10 protein-coding genes and 1 tRNA gene are annotated in these 14,669 nt (G+C 75.5%); 2 read left to right on the forward strand and 9 right to left on the reverse strand.

Going from position 1 to position 14,669, the window contains the following annotated elements:
* Positions 1-44: 44 nt before the first annotated feature.
* From ACFY4B_RS30500 to ACFY4B_RS30510, 3 genes are all read right to left on the reverse strand, one after another.
* A complete protein-coding gene (locus ACFY4B_RS30500) occupies positions 45-1,691 on the reverse strand; it encodes a hypothetical protein (RefSeq protein WP_387973387.1) in 1,647 nt (548 codons plus the stop codon).
* Positions 1,692-1,768: 77 nt separating this feature from the next.
* A complete protein-coding gene (locus ACFY4B_RS30505; protein ID WP_117488493.1) occupies positions 1,769-2,671 on the reverse strand; it encodes an ABC transporter ATP-binding protein in 903 nt (300 codons plus the stop codon).
* A gap of 32 nt (positions 2,672-2,703) precedes the next feature.
* Positions 2,704-3,087, reverse strand: a complete 384-nt coding sequence (locus ACFY4B_RS30510; RefSeq protein ID WP_049654416.1) for a hypothetical protein — start codon at positions 3,085-3,087, stop codon at positions 2,704-2,706.
* 240 nt (positions 3,088-3,327) lie between these two features.
* Here ACFY4B_RS30510 and ACFY4B_RS30515 point away from each other — a divergent pair, with 240 nt between their 5' ends.
* Both ACFY4B_RS30515 and ACFY4B_RS30520 read left to right on the forward strand, forming a co-directional pair.
* Positions 3,328-4,680 carry a sensor histidine kinase gene (locus ACFY4B_RS30515; protein WP_387973389.1) on the forward strand — a complete coding sequence of 451 codons (1,353 nt, stop codon included), beginning with the start codon at positions 3,328-3,330 and terminating at the stop codon, positions 4,678-4,680.
* Positions 4,632-5,276 (forward strand): response regulator transcription factor, encoded by a 645-nt coding sequence (locus ACFY4B_RS30520; RefSeq protein ID WP_049654418.1) that lies wholly within the window; start codon positions 4,632-4,634, stop codon positions 5,274-5,276. The genes ACFY4B_RS30515 and ACFY4B_RS30520 overlap by 49 nt, the downstream gene beginning before the upstream one ends.
* A 63-nt stretch (positions 5,277-5,339) precedes the next feature.
* Here the strand turns inward: ACFY4B_RS30520 and ACFY4B_RS30525 are convergent.
* The 6 genes from ACFY4B_RS30525 to tmk all read right to left on the reverse strand — a co-directional run bounded on the left by ACFY4B_RS30525 (position 5,340) and on the right by tmk (position 14,623).
* Positions 5,340-5,413: transfer RNA gene (locus tag ACFY4B_RS30525), tRNA-Thr, on the reverse strand.
* An 81-nt stretch (positions 5,414-5,494) separates the two neighbouring features.
* The gene (gene leuE, locus ACFY4B_RS30530) at positions 5,495-6,145 is read right to left on the reverse strand and encodes a leucine efflux protein LeuE (protein ID WP_387973392.1); all 651 of its coding nucleotides are present in this window, start codon (positions 6,143-6,145) and stop codon (positions 5,495-5,497) included.
* 108 nt (positions 6,146-6,253) lie between these two features.
* A complete protein-coding gene (locus ACFY4B_RS30535) occupies positions 6,254-7,963 on the reverse strand; it encodes an alpha/beta hydrolase (RefSeq protein WP_387973395.1) in 1,710 nt (569 codons plus the stop codon).
* A 132-nt stretch (positions 7,964-8,095) separates the two neighbouring features.
* On the reverse strand, positions 8,096-9,337 hold the full coding sequence (locus tag ACFY4B_RS30540; RefSeq protein WP_387973398.1) for a hypothetical protein: 1,242 nt from the start codon (positions 9,335-9,337) through the stop codon (positions 8,096-8,098).
* A gap of 235 nt (positions 9,338-9,572) precedes the next feature.
* Positions 9,573-10,784, reverse strand: coding sequence for a DNA polymerase III subunit delta' (locus ACFY4B_RS30545; protein WP_387973565.1), 1,212 nt, complete (start codon positions 10,782-10,784; stop codon positions 9,573-9,575).
* Between the two features lie 254 nt (positions 10,785-11,038).
* Positions 11,039-14,623, reverse strand: coding sequence for a dTMP kinase (tmk, locus tag ACFY4B_RS30550; RefSeq protein ID WP_387973400.1), 3,585 nt, complete (start codon positions 14,621-14,623; stop codon positions 11,039-11,041).
* Positions 14,624-14,669 lie beyond the last annotated feature (46 nt).

Genomic DNA, 14,669 nt, shown 5'->3' on the forward strand with positions numbered 1-14,669 from the left:
GGCAGCCCGGACCGTCCGCCGACGGCCCGGGCGCCCGTCTCCGGTCAGCCCTTGACGTTCCGTCGGGCTGCGCCGACCAGGAACACCACCGCGAGCATGGCCGCGGACAGCGCCCCGACCAGCAGCGGCCCCGGACCGCCCGGGCTGCCGTTCACGCGCACGGCCCCCATGAAGTCGACGGCGGCGACGTTGTTGACGAGGACCCACCAGAGCGGCAGGTAGACCACCTGGAAGAGCCGGTGGCTCCGGCTCACCACCCCGAGCGCCATGGCCAGCGAGGGGACGAACAGCGCGCCTCCGAGCCAACTGGCCGTCCCCGCACCGTCGCCCGCCGCCAGCAGGCGTATCAGCGGGGCGGCACCCGTCACCGCGGTGAGCACCAGCCCGGACGCCCATTCGGCGAGCAGCCTGCGCCGGGCCGACGGGTAGGCGCCGAGCAGCACCTCCAGACCGTTCTCGACCTGCTGACTGCCGAGCCGGGACCAGATCAGGACCGGCCACAGCCACGCCAGGGGCAGGAGCAGGCCGGTGACGGCGTCCATCGGCAGCACGAACCCGGCCACCGTCAGCCCGGCGGCGACCAGCCACCACCAGCGGGAGACGCCCTGCACCAGGATCCGGGCCTCCCCCGCCAGCAGCCGCCCGAACGCCCCGGCCCGCCGCGCTTCGGCCTGCGGCAGGGCGGTCCGCTGCGGCTCGGTCCGTGGCCGGGCACCCGGTACGGTCGGCCAGCGCGCCCCCGCCGTCTCCGTCCCCTCGGCCCCGGACGACTCCCCGGCCATCACCTCCGCGACGGCCCCGGCCACGGCCCCGGCGGCAGCCGCACCCCCGGACGCACCGCCGGAGGCACGCGCCGGATCGAACCTGCCGAACCACAGGGCTGGCAGCAGCGCCAGGCCGATCGCCAGCAGCACCAGGGCCAGCCGCCCGAGGACGAACCCGGCGGACGGCTCGAACCCGTCCCAGAGGAAGGTGCCCAGCGGCTTGTCGACCTTGGTCAGCCCGAGGCTGAACCCGCCGTCGCCGACCGACTCGTGCCGGGCCTCCAGCGCCGCGCCCATCGACCGCGCGACCTGGTGCACGCCGAGGCCGTCCAGCGGCGCGGAAGCCGACTGCCCGCCGAGCGCGAGCACCATGGCCAGCACGAACCAGACGACGTTCCCGAAGCCGCCCCGCAGCAGCGGCACCGTCTCGAACAGCAGCGCCGCCGCCGCGGTGAGCGCCATCAGGGGCAGCGCGAGCAGCAGGAACGGCGCCACCAGGGCTATCGGGTCGACCGCGCGGTCCTCGCCGCGGGCGAGCTGCATCAGCAGCGCGGTGACGGCCAGCACGCCGACCATGGAGGCGAGCACCAGCAGGTTGCTCAGGAACTTGGCCAGGAGGTAGCGGGAGTTGCGCAGCGGGGTGGCGGCGAGGACCTGGCCGACCCCGCTCGCCTCGTCCCGCGCGATGCCGCTGCGCACCACGTAGAAGCCGCCGAAGGTGAGCCAGAGCGCACCGGCCAGGGCCGTGACCGCGCCGACGTAGGCGCTGTTGTAGATGCCCCGGTGGCCGCCCACGTCCATGACCGTCCAGTGGCCGCCGGCGTCCGGTACGGCCAGGTAGCCGAGCCCGACCGCGGCGAGCAGCGTCACCGCGTACACCGGTCGGCGCACCCGGTCCCGGAAGTCGCCGACCGCCAGCCTGGCCAACGCCGACCCGACCCCCGACCCCGACCCCGACCCCGAAGCCGAAGCCGACCCGACCGCCGGACCCGTCACCGTCGCCCTCATCGCCGCACCGCCCGCTGCTCGGTCCGGGCCGAGCCGCCCGGCCGGTGGATGACGCCCAGGTAGGCGTCCTCCAGATCCGGCACGACCCGGACCGCGTCGGGCCGCGGCGGCTCGGCGGCGAGCAGCCGCACCCGCACGCCGTTCCCCGTCCGCACCATCCGGCTGACCACGTGGCGGGCCTGGACCTCCAGGAGGTCCGCCGGTGCGACCACCGCCTCCCAGACCTGCCCGTCGATCTCCCGGAGCAGCTCGTCGGGCGCGCCCCGGCGCAGTAGCCGGCCGTGCGCGACCACGGCGATGTCGGAGGCCACCGACTCGACGTCGGAGACGATGTGGGTCGAGAGCATCACGACCCGCTCCGCCGCGAGTTCGCTGAGCAGGTTGCGGAAGCGCACCCGCTCCTCCGGGTCCAGGCCGGCGGTCGGCTCGTCGACCACGATCACCCTGGGGTCGGCCAGCAGGGCCTGCGCGATGCCGACCCGGCGGAGCATGCCGCCCGAGTAGGTGCCGAGCGGGCGCCTGACCGCCTCGGTCAGGTTGACCAGCTGGATCAGCTCGTCGATCCGGGCCCGGGCGGAACGGGCTCCGATCCCCTTGGCGGCCGCCAGGTAGGACAGGAACTCCCGCGAGGTCAGGTTCGGGTAGACCCCGAAGTCCTGTGGCAGGTATCCGAGTTCCCGGCGCAACCGGTCCGGCTCGGCCACCACGTCGGCGCCCTGGTACCGGACCTGCCCGCCCGTGGGCCGGGTGACCGTCGCCACGATGCGCATCAGCGACGACTTCCCGGCGCCGTTCGGCCCCAACAGCCCGACCATTCCCGGCCCGAGGCGCATCGTGACGCCGTCGACGGCCCGCTTGCCGCCCTTGTAGACCTTGGTGACATCAACCAGTTCGAGCATGTTCCCCGTCCCTCCGCCAGGAGTCATCGCCTTCACCCCTTGAGCTCCGTCTCGCGCCCGTCCCGCAGGACCGCCACGCCCTTGGGCACCTCGACCCGGTACTTCGTGTCGCAGTTGGCGATCCCCGAGCACCCCGCCCGGAGGTCGAGGACCCCGTCCTTCAGCTCCCAGGAGGCCTTGGCGCTGCCGACCTTGCCGCTGGTCTCGAACCAGCGGGTGACCTTGACGTCCTTCCGGTCGACCGCGACGAGGTCGGCGGGGGCACCGTGCGACACGACGTTCAGCCTCTGGGCGGCGAACTCGAAGGTCCTGTCCTCGGGCGCGGCGTCCATCGCGTCGGCGCAGCCGGCGAGCGACAGCAGCGCGGCCACCACGAGAACGACCGGCCCGTATCCGGTTCTCGTACGTCGGTCCACGTCGTCCTCCTTGCGGTCGGGGTCGGATGCGCCGCTCCGGGCGCGTTTCCTGGGGCACGTGAGCACGCTCGTAAGCCTGGCCGGTCCGCGGGCTTCTGCCATCTGCCGTTCGGCAGATATCCCGTATGACCAAAGGGGGAGTTTCTCCCACCGACAAGGCCTCCCCGCAGTCGTCAGAATGGCCTCACGGGCCGGCGCGACCGGGCCGCACAACGGCACCACCGGGAGGGGATCGCGTCCGTGAACAACACGATGCACAACGGGGAGGGCCCGGCGCCGAGCGAGGAGGGCACCACACCGAACAGGGCCACGGGCTTCTCGGTGTCCACCGGACTCACCGCCCTCCGGCGGTCCCTGACCCTCAGTCGGCTCTCCGCCCTCGCCCTCGTCCACTCCCTCGGCGTCACGTGCGCGATCTCCCTCGTCGGGCCGGGCCTCGGCCTGGTCCCCCGCGCCATGGCCGGGGTGCGCGACCTGGCCGACCGTCAGCGCGCCCTGGCCGCCGAGTGGTCCGACGTCCGGTTCCCCGGACCGCCCGGCCCGCTGCCGCCGGTGCCCGAGTGGGCCTCCGGCATCCTCGCCCGCTACCGCTGGATCACCCGCGACCCGCAGACCCGTCGGGAGTTCTGCTGGGTCTTCGCCGAGCCGTTCGTCGGCAGCCTGCTCGCCTTCCTGCCGGTCGCCGTCCTGCTCAACGGCCTCTGGGGCGTCTTCCTGGCCTTCTTCGGCGTCCAGCTGTCCACCGAGTGGGACGGCCTCTGGTACCAGTTCATCCCGATCGAGGGCACCGCCACCGCCGTCCTCGCCGGCGTCCTCGGCCTGCTCCAATTCCCGCTCGCGCTCTGGCTCGCGCCCCGCACGGTCCGCCGGCACGCCCGCCACATCCGCTCGATGCTCGCCCCGGGCGAGCAGGAGCTGCTGGCCGGCCGGATCGCCCACCTGACCGCCACCCGCAGCACCGCCGTCGACACCCGGATGGCCGAGATCCGCCGGATCGAGCGCGACCTGCACGACGGCGCCCAGGCCCGACTGGTCGCGATGGGCATGACCCTGGACGCCGCCGAACACCTCCTGGAGACCGACCCGCAGGCCGTCCGCGCCCTGCTGGTCGAGGCCCGCCAGTCCTCCGCGAAGGCCCTGGAGGAGCTCCGCGACCTGGTCCGCGGCATCCACCCGCCGGTCCTCGCCGACCGCGGACTCACCGACGCGGTACGGGCGTTGGCCATGGTCTGCCCGGTCCCCACCGAGGTCTCGGCGGACCTCCCCGGACGCCCCGAGATGCCCGTCGAGTCCGCCGCCTACTTCGCCGTCTCGGAGCTCCTCACCAACGTCGTCAAGCACTCCGACGCCGGCCGCGCCGGAATCGAACTCCGCTACGATCGCGGCGTACTGCGCATCACCGTCTCCGACAACGGGCGGGGCGGCGCGGACGCCCGCCGCGGCACCGGCCTGCGCGGCGTCGAACGGCGGCTCGCCACCTTCGACGGGGTCGTCGCCGTCAGCAGTCCCCCCGACGGTCCGACCACGGTGACCCTGGAGCTTCCGTGCGCATTGTCCTCGCCGAAGACCACTTCCTCCTCCGGGACGGCCTGATCCGCCTCCTCCAGGCCCACGGCCACGAGGTGGCGGCCGCCGTGGACAACGGCCCCGACCTCCTCCGGGCCCTCACCGAGCAGCGGCCGGACGTCTCGATCGTCGACGTCCGGCTGCCGCCGACCTTCACCGACGAGGGCCTGCGCGCCGCCCTCACCGCCCGCCGCACCACCCCCGACCTCCCCGTCCTGCTCCTCTCCCAGTACGTCGAACCCCTCTACGCCCGCGAACTCCTCGCCACCGGCGGCCACGCCGTCGGCTACCTGCTCAAGGACCGCGTCACCAACGGCACCCAGTTCCTCGACGCCATCCACCGCGTCGCCGCCGGCGGCACCGCCATGGACCCCCAGGTCGTCACCCAACTCCTGGTCCGCAAGGACCGCGACACCGCCCTCGCCACCCTCACCCCCCGCGAACGCGAAGTCCTCGAATCCCTCGCCCAGGGCCGCTCCAACACCGGCATCGCCCAATCCCTCTTCATCACCGAGAAGGCCGTCGCCAAGCACATCACCAACATCTTCACCAAGCTCGGCCTCCACCCCACCGACACCGCCAACCGCCGCATCCTGGCCGTCCTCACCTACCTCGACCAGTAACCCCCGCCCCCCGGCGCACGCAAAAAGGCCCAGGTCAGAAATTCCTGACCTGGGCCTTCACTGAGCCGCCTGCGGGATTCGAACCCGCGACCTACGCATTACGAGTGCGTTGCTCTGGCCAACTGAGCTAAGGCGGCACCGCTGCCGTGTGTGGCGGCAACGCGGGCCAGTCTACACAGGTTCGCGGGTGATCCGTACTCGGTATCCGGGGGCGGTGGTCAGGCGGAGGAGACGGCGAGTTTGGCGGCGAAGCCGGCGAAGAGGACGGCGACGCCGCTGGTGAGGGTGGCGGAGAGGCGCTTGCGGCGGCTGAAGGCGGTGGCGAGGGTGGTGCCCGCGAAGATGAGGAGGGAGAGGTAGAGGAAGCTGAAGGTCTGGAGGATGCCGCCGAGGAGGGCGAAGGAGAGGGCGGGCTGTCCGTAGCCGGGGTCGACGAACTGGGTGAAGAAGGAGAGCAGGAAGAGGATGGCCTTCGGGTTGAGGAGGCTGATCACCAGGGCCCGGCGGAAGGGGTTCTCGGTGGATTCGGGGGCGGGTTCGGCGGTGGGGTCGGCCGCGGCGCGGCGGTCGCGCCAGAGTTGGCGGGCGGCGCGGAGCATGCCGTAGCCGATCCAGAGCAGGTAGGCGGCGCCGCCGAACTTGACCACGGCGAAGACGGCCGGGTTGGCCTTGAGCAGGGAGGCCGCGCCCAGCGAGGTGAGGCTGATCAGGGTGAGGTCGCCGATGAAGACGCCGGCCGCGGCTCGGTAGCCGGTGCGGATGCCCTTGCGGGCCGCGACGGACAGCACGTACAGGGAGTTGGGGCCGGGCAGCAGGATGATGACGAGGGCGCCGAGGACGTACGTCGCCAGGTCGTTGACTCCGAGCACGATGAGCTCCGGTGCAGGGGAGGGTGGCAGGGGGCGCTCATCGTAACGTCGTACCGGTAATCGGTTGAAGTGAGAACCACCTGTCGGTCTCCCGGCTCCGGGCACGCCCTACCGGTCGCAGCGCTTGCCCTGTTCCGGGGCCTCCCCGGTCAGCAGGAAGCGGTTCACCGCTCCGTCCACGCAGGTGCTGTGCCGGCCGTACGCGGTGTGGCCGTCGCCGTCGAAGGTGAGCAGGCGGCCGGACTCCAGCTGGTCGGCCAGCGACCGGGCCCAGGCGTACGGGGTGGCCGGGTCGCGGGTGGTGCCGATGACGACGATCGGGGCGGCGCCGGCCGCGCGGATGGTGTGCGCCGTACCGGTGGGCCGGACCGGCCAGTACGTGCAGGTCAGGGCCATCCAGGCCATGTCGCGCCCGAAGTGCGGCGAGACCCGTTCGAACTCCGGCACGGCCCGCTGGACGTCCTCCGGCCCGCGGAACGGGGCGGGCAGGTCGAGGCAGTTCACCGCGGTGTTGGCGAACATCAGGTTGGGGTACGAGCCGTCCGCCTCGCGCCCGTAGTAGTCGTCGGAGAGCTTCAGCAGACCGGTGCCGTCGCCCGCCGTGGCGTCGGCGAGCGCGGCGCGCAGCTTGGGCCAGAGGAAGTCGGCGTACATGGCCTGGATGACGCCGGTGGTCGCCTGGGACCCGGTGAGCCGACGGCCGCTCTCGGTGGTGGACAACGCGGCGGCGCGGACGCCCTCCAGCAGGGCGGTGAGCTGCTCGCCGACCTGCTGCTCGGTGCGGCCGAGCGGGCAGTCCTCGCGCGTGGCGCAGTCCCGGGCGAAGGCGGCCCAGGCGGTCTCGAAGCCGCCCGCCTGGGTGCGGTTGCCGGTGGCGGAGTCGAGCGCCGGGTCCATCGCGCCGTCCAGCACCAGCCGTCCGGCCCGGCTCGGGAACAGCCCGGCGTAGGTGGCGCCGAGGAAGGTGCCGTAGGACTTGCCGACGTAGTTCAGCTTCTCGTCGCCGAGCAGGGCGCGCAGCACGTCCATGTCGCGGGCGCCCTCGACGGTGCCGAGGTGGCCCAGCGCCGCCCCGGCCTGCTTCCGGCAGCCCTCGGCGAACTCCTTGTCGGCCGCGATCAGCGCGTCGATCCCGTGCTGGTCGCCGGGGGTCAGGTCGACGGCGGTGTAGGCGTCCATCCGGTCACCGCTCAGGCAGCTGACGGGGCTGCTGCGGCCCACCCCGCGCGGGTCAAGGCCGACCAGGTCGTACCGGGCGCGCACCCCGTGGTCGTACGTCCGGGCGGCGGCCTCCAGGTACTCGATCGCCGAGCCGCCGGGCCCGCCCGGGTTGAGCAGCAGGGAGCCGAGCCGCGCGACCGGGAAAGCGGAAGGGGAGGCGGAGGGGGCGGCTTCCGCCGCCGCGCGGGCGGCCGCCAGGGTGAGATCGCCGTCCCCCGGGTGGTCGTAGTCCAGCGGCACCCGGAACGTCGTGCACTCGAACCCGCTGTCGCAGGGCTGCCAGGCCAGGTGTTGCGCGTAGTACGGCGCGAGCGCGGCCGGGACGGCGGCGGGCAGCGGCTCCAACGGGGTCGCCCCGGCGGCCCCGGCAGCCCCGGACGCCGCCGCGGCCGCCGGGGCGGAGGGCCTGCCGGAGCCGGCCGGGTCCGAGGGGGACGCCCCCGGCGCCTCGGACGGATCGGCGCCGCACCCGCCCGCCAGCAGCCCGGCGACGACCAGCGCCACGGCCAGTGCCCGCGTCCGTGCCTGCTCCCGCGTCCGCGTCCGTGCCCGCGTCCGTGCCTGCGCCCGTACCGGCGCCCGCCCGAAGGCCCTCATCCGCCACCACTCCGCAATCGACCAGCACGTGGAACAACCCGTGGAACAACCAGTGGAGCACCCCGGAGGAAACGCCGCTGCCCGGCACCCCTCCCCGGGGTACCGGGCAGCGTAGCGCCGCCGGACGGGCGCTCAGGACGGCTTGGCCAGCGCCTCGGCCAGGAACTGCGCCGCCTGCCGGACCAGCCGCAGCCGCTCCCGGTCGGGGGTGAAGTCCTGCACGTTGTCCGAGATCCGCACGTCGGCCTTGGCCGCCGCTCCGGGGCCGGCCTTCAGCGCGGACTGGAGCTTGCGGGCCGCGTCCAACCCGGCGGAGTCGGCCTTGGCGGCGGCCAGCAGCAGCTTGGCGGAGCTGCCGGCCGGGGCCTCGGCGCCGGTCTGGGTGAGCGCGATGGCGTCGTAGCGGCCAGAGACCGCCGCGGCCGCGCCGTACAGGTCGGGCCGGGACAGTCCGGCGGCGGCCGCGCAGGGCGCGCCGCCGTCGACGCCGAGGGCGCCCCAGGAGGCCGGGCCGGGCGGCAGGGTGCGGAAGGAGGCCGCGATGGTGCCGCGCAGCGTCGCGTCGTCGGCGACGGCGGCCGGGGCGGCGGCGACCAGCTCGCAGGGGTGCGCGGTGCCGTTCGGCGCCTCGGGGGCGACCAGGATGAACGGGCGGGTCCTGCCGGCCTGGAGGGCCGAACCGATGCCCTCGAAGACGTCCGGGACCTCGGCGTCGGCGGTCTTCTGGGGCGCGGCCGCATGCATCACGACGACCGGGAAGTGGGTGTTCGGCTCCTTGGCGTACTGCGGCGGGAGCCAGACCCGGACGTTGCGGGGGTGGCCGTCGGGGCCGAGCACGGCGGACTGGAGCAGCTCGCCGCCGCCGGGGTGGCCGACGCTGTCGAAGCGGCTGGCCACGGCGGGAGCCGCAGCGGGTCCGGCGGCTCCGACAGCTCCGGCCGCTCCGACGGCGGCAGGGGCGACCGGGGCGGCACCGGCGCCGGCACCGGCAGCAGCGGCCGACTCGGCGGCCACCGGCGGCGCCGCCTGCTGCGGCCGGGCCGCCGTCCCCGCACCGCTCCCGCCGCCCGCCCCCGCACCCGACCCCGCACCCGCGCTCCCCGCGTCCACGACCGGCTCCGCCCGGTCCGGCGCCTGGACGTCCCGGCCGAGGCCGCCGAAGGCGCCGAGCGTGGTGAGCACCGTCAGGGCGGTGACGCACACCCCGCAGACCATCGCCCCGGCCGCCCGCACCAGCATCGGCAGGCGGTCGCCGGCCAGCTCGTAGGTCTCGGCGGCGCGCAGGTCGCGCCAGCGCTGTTGGGCACCCCGGGCCAGCCAGATCCCGCCGAGGGCGGCGGCCAGCAGGGGAATGACGAGGAGCGAACGAACCACGGGACGCACCACCTCTGGAGGGGGCCGCGCCGAACCGGAACCGGCGCGTACGGGAGGCGACCGCCCCGGCAGCGGGCGCAGTCGGCCCCCAGCGTGCACAACGGGCGGACCGTCACACGACGGTGTGCCCGGCGAGTGTCGCTCGTTCACTCGAAAGTGGGACGGCGTATCGCCCCGGGAGGCGTACGGGTACCGCCCGCCGGAGCAATCCAGGAAGAACGGCCCCGCCCGGCCCTCAGCCCGCGCGCAGCGCCACCGTCATCGCCTCGACCGCGAGCAGCGGGTCCACGTTGCGGTCCAGCGCCTGGCGGCAGGCCAGCACCGCCTCGATCCGGCGCAGCGTGCCCTCCGCGGGCCCGGCCTGGGCCACCCGGTTCAGCGCCTGCCGCTGGTCCTCGTTGGCGAGCGCGCCGGTGGAGCCGAGCTGGATGGCGAGCACGTCCCGGTAGAAGCCGAGCAGGTCGAGCAGGGCGACGCCCAGGGTCTCCCGGCGGGTGCGGGTGGCCCGGCTCTTCTGCCGCTTCTCCAGCTCCTTGACCGCGCCGGCCATGCCGCGCGGCGCCTTGCTGCCCTCGGAGGCGCCGTAGGCGGCCTTGAGGTCGTCGGTCTCCTTGGTGTCCTGGGTCTCGGCGAGCGCCTCGGCATCGGCCTTGGCGGTGTCGACCAGGCGCTGGGCGGCGGTCAGGCAGCCGCCGATGTCGCCGACCTCCAGCGGGATGCGCAGCACCTCCGTCCGGCGCGTCCGGGCCTGCTCGTCGACGGCGAGGCGGCGCGAGCGCTCGATGTCGCCCTGACCGGCGAGCGCGGCGAGCCGGGCCGTCTCCGGGTCGACGCCGTCGCGGCGGACCAGGGTGTCGGCGACCGCCTCAGCCGCGGGGGTGCGCAGCACCAGCAGGCGGCAGCGCGAACGGATGGTCGGCAGCACGTCCTGGACGGAGGGGGCGCAGAGCAGCCAGACGGTGCGCGGGGAGGGCTCCTCCACGCCCTTGAGCAGCGCGTTCGCGGCGGCCTCGGTGAGGCGGTGGGCGGCGTCCACCAGGATCACCGACCAGCGGCCGCCGGTCGGGTAGCTGGAGGCGCGCATGACCAGGTCGCGCATGTCGCCGACGCCGATGGAGAGGCCGTCGGTCCGGACGTACTTGACGTCGGCGTGGCTGCCGGCCAGCACGGTGTGGCAGCCGTCGCAGAACCCGCAGCCGGGCGTGCCGCCGAGCGCGAGGTCCGGACTGGTGCACTGGAGGGCGGCGGCGAAGGCGCGCGCGGCGGTGACCTGCCCGGCGCCGGGCGGGCCGGTGAACAGCCAGGCGTGCGTCATCAGGGAGGCGTTCACGCCCTCGACCGGGGCGGCCCCGCGACCGGCCTCGATCGTCGCCCCGGCCGCCCGGGCTGCGGCGGTCAGCTGCTCGACCACCCGCTCCTGGCCCACCAGGTCGTCCCAGACGGCCACTGCTGCTCCCAAGCTCCGTACGGCAGCGCCAGTGGCGCCTCTTCCCCGCCGTCGAGCATACGTCTCCGCTCCGACACCCACTGCTCCGTCCGGGGGACGGCAGAGGGCACGGCGGACGGGAAGGCGGACTGGAAGGCCGGTCCCGCGGCGACGGACCGACACCCGACGGACCGCGGCCCCACCGGCGGCTGCCCGACGGAACGCGGCGGCGCCGCCGGGGACCCGCCCCGACGGCGCCGCGTACGCGTGTCCGGTCAGCCCCGGCGGCCCCAGCGACGGCCCTTGCCCTTGCCGTCACCCTCGCCCTGGGCGTTCCCACGGCCCTCGGGCCGCTCCGCACCGCCCTGGGCGCCGCTCTGCGGGCCGCCGTACGAACCGCCCTGGCCCGGGCCGCCGTGCTCCCAGCGCGCCCACTCGTCGTGCGAGCCGAGCAGGGTGTCGGTGAGGCTCGGCAGGTCGTCCATCGGCGTCTCCTCGGCCCACTCCGGCCGCGGCCGCTCGGCGGCCGGCTGCGGCTGCGACGGCGACTGCGGCCCGGAAGCCGGCTCCGCGCCGATCACCGGCAGCTCACGGGTGCTGTCGACCGGCTCCGCGCGCCTCGGCGCCTGCGCCGCCCGGCCCTCGGCCCGCCCTTCGCCGCGGCCGTCCGTACGGCCCTCAACGCGCCCGGGCTCGATCCGCGGCAGCACCGCGGTCCGGTCGGCCTCCGCCGGGACCTTCGGCAGCACGGCCGTCTCGTCCACCGCCGAGGCCGGTACCACCGGCAGCCTGGTGGTCTCGTCGACCGCACCGGCGGCCCGACGCGCCTCGGCAGCCTTGCGCGCCTCTGCGGCTTCGGCCGCCCGGACGGCGGCCTGCCGGTCCCGCGGCGACAGCTCGCGCGTCGCCTCGTCCCCGAGCCCGCCCGACGAGGCCTGAGCCGAAGACGCCGACGGAGCCGAAGCCGACACCTGCGACGAGGCCTGAGCCGCGTCCCGCGGAGCGTCCTTCGGGATGTCCCGGACCGCCCGCAGCTCCGTGGTCGCCTCCCCCGACGCCGAACCCGAGCCCGAACCCGCCGCCGAACCCGAACCCGAACCCGCCGAGCCCGAACCCGAGCCGGAACCCGACCCCGGCCGCCCCTCGGCCCGGCCCTCCGCCGACTCCGCCGCGGCGGCCGCAGCCGCGAGCGCGGCGGCCTGCGCCAGCCGCGCCTCCTCGGCCCGCTGGAGCGCCTCCTCCGCCCGGCGGCGCTGCTCCTCGCGGGCGAGCTCGCGCTGCCGCTGGAGCTCGGCCTGGGCGGCCGCCTCGTCGGCGATCCGCTTGCGCTCGACGGCCTCCGCGGCCAGCCGGGCCTCCTCGGCCGCGCGGAGCTTGGCCTCCTCCGCGGCGCGGCGCTCGGCCTCCTCCGCGGCCCGTCGGCGAGCCTCCTCCTCGGCCTTGCGCCGGGCCTCGGCGGCGGCCCGCTCCGCCTCCTCCTTGGCCAGCCGCTCCTTCTCCGCCTGCTCGGCCCGCAGCTGCGCCAGCACCTCCTGCCGCTTGCGCTCGGCGGCCTCCTCCTCGGCCTTCTTGCGGGCCTCCTCGGCGGCGCGGCGCTCGGCCTCCTCCTTGGCCAGCCGCTCCTGCTCGGCGCGGGCGGCCTTCTCCTGCTCGGAGAGCGGCAGCTCGCGGTCGAGCCGGTGCCGGATGGCGGTGGTGACGAAGTCGGGGGCCTGGCTGCCGTCCACGACCAGGTAGCGCGCCGGGTCGGCGGCGGCGAGGGAGAGGAAGCCGGCCCGGACCCGCTGGTGGAACTCGGTGGGCTCGGACTCCAGCCGGTCCAGCGCCTCGGTGAAGCGCTCGCGGGCCCTGGTCGGGTCGACGTCCAGGACGACGGTCAGGTCGGGCAGCAGCCCGCCGGTGGCCCAGCGGGAGATCCGGGAGACCTCGGTCGCGGCCAGGTCGCGCCCGGCGCCCTGGTAGGCGATGGAGGAGTCCATGTACCGGTCGGTGATGACCACGGCGCCGCGGGCGAGGGCCGGCCGGATGACGTTCTCGACGTGCTCGGCGCGGTCCGCGGCGTAGATCAGCGCCTCGGCGCGGTGCGACAGGCCGGTGTTGCCGACGTCCAGGACGAGGCCGCGCAGCCGCTGGCCGACCGGGCTGCCGCCGGGCTCACGGGTGAGCACGACCTCGTGCCCCTTGCCGCGGATCCACTCGGCGAGCGCCTGGGCCTGGGTGGACTTGCCGGCGCCGTCGCCGCCCTCCAGGGCGATGAAGAAGCCGGTGCCCGCACCCTGGTGCGGCACCGGGCCGCCCGCGCCGCGCACCGAGTCCACCAGGTCCCGGACGAACGGCGCGGTGCCGCGCCGGTCGTCGGTGCGCAGCAGCACGACCGCGGCGAGCACCAGGGTGAGCAGCCCGGAGGTGGCGACGGCCAGGGCCGCGCCGCCGTGGATGAAGGTGAAGGAGCCGGGCTCGACGGTGCCGTACTCGACGTCCCCGTAGGCGGCGGCGATCAGCGGGACGACGACCAGCGCGGCGGCGACCACGGCCCGGAGCACCGCGAACAGGTGCTCGGTGACCTTCGGCAGCCGGGCCTCCTCGACCTCCTGGGCGAGCAGGGTGCGCCCGGCCGAGACCACGATCCCGGCGGCCAGGCCGGCCAGCACGGTGAGCAGCAGGACCAGCACGAAGTCGAGCACCAGGCCGGCCAGGATCAGCGCGACGCCCTGGGTGAGCAGTGCCAGCGCGAGCAGTCGGCGGCGGGACAGCGAGGGCAGCGTGGCCCGGGTGAGCCGGGTGCCCAGGGCGGGCGTCCCGGCGGCGGCGAGCACCAGCAGGCCGTAGCCGATCGGCCCGGCGCGGTGCTCGGCGGCGGTCAGCAGCGCGAGCGCGGCGACGCCCGCCATCGAGGCGTAGCCGGCCGCGACGGCGAAGGTGAAGTACGGGGCGCTGCCGGTGCGGCCCTTGCCGAGTGCGGGGCCGGGGGTCGCGTCGGTCGGGGCGCGCAGGCCCTGGAACGGGGAGACCGGGGCGACGGTCACCGGGCCGCCGGGCAGCTGCTGGAGGTAGCCGCGGACCGCCGAGGCGGCGAACAGCCCGGCCGCGCCGAGCGCCGCGAAGGTGAGCTGGTGGGCGCGGAGCCAGTCGGAGCCGACGGCCGCGCCGATGTTGTTGAGCAGGGTGAAGGCGACCAGGCCGACGGCGCCGAGCGGCACGGTCACCCAGCCGGTGAAGCGGTCGATGCTCCGGACGCTGTCCAGGTTGGCCGCGGCCGGGCGCTGCTCGGCGGCCGGCAGGTGCGGGTTGGCCGGCGGCAGCAGGCCCGGGACGGCGGCGGACTTGGCGATCCCCCAGACCCGCTCGGCGGCACCGGTCACGAACACGGTGGCGAGCAGGACGTAGACGGCGGCCCCGGAGGGCTTGGCGGCAGAGCCCAGCCAGACGCTCCACCAGGGCGCGAGGCCGATCAGCAGGGCGCGCAGCACGTCGGCGCCGAACAGCGTCCAGCGCCGGTCCAGCCGGCCGGTGACCAGCCGGTGCACCGGGCCGAGCAGCGCGACGCCGACCAGCCCGGTGGCCAGCACCCGGACGGCGAGGACCGCGGCGAGGGCGAAGGCGAGGCTGCGCGGCAGGCTGCCGAACTGTCCGCCCTGGGCGGCGGCGATCACGGTGAGCGCGAGCAGCACCAGCAGACCGAGCCGGTCGGCGGTGCCGCCGATCAGCTGGGTGGTCCACAGGCGCCGGTAGGCGCGTGTCCGCAGCAGGGCCCTGGCCCGGTCCGCCGGGCTCCCGGCGGGCGCGACCTCGGGCAGGTCGAACGCCCGGGCTCTGGCGGCCGGGACGGCGCTGGGGGTGGGCTGCTCCTCGCTCGTCATACGGTCAGCGTAGCGGGCGGGGCCTGGCCGGAACGCTGCGAACGGG

It is taken from the genome of Kitasatospora sp. NPDC001261, from assembly GCF_042896795.1.
Classification (GTDB): Bacteria; Actinomycetota; Actinomycetes; order Streptomycetales; family Streptomycetaceae; genus Kitasatospora.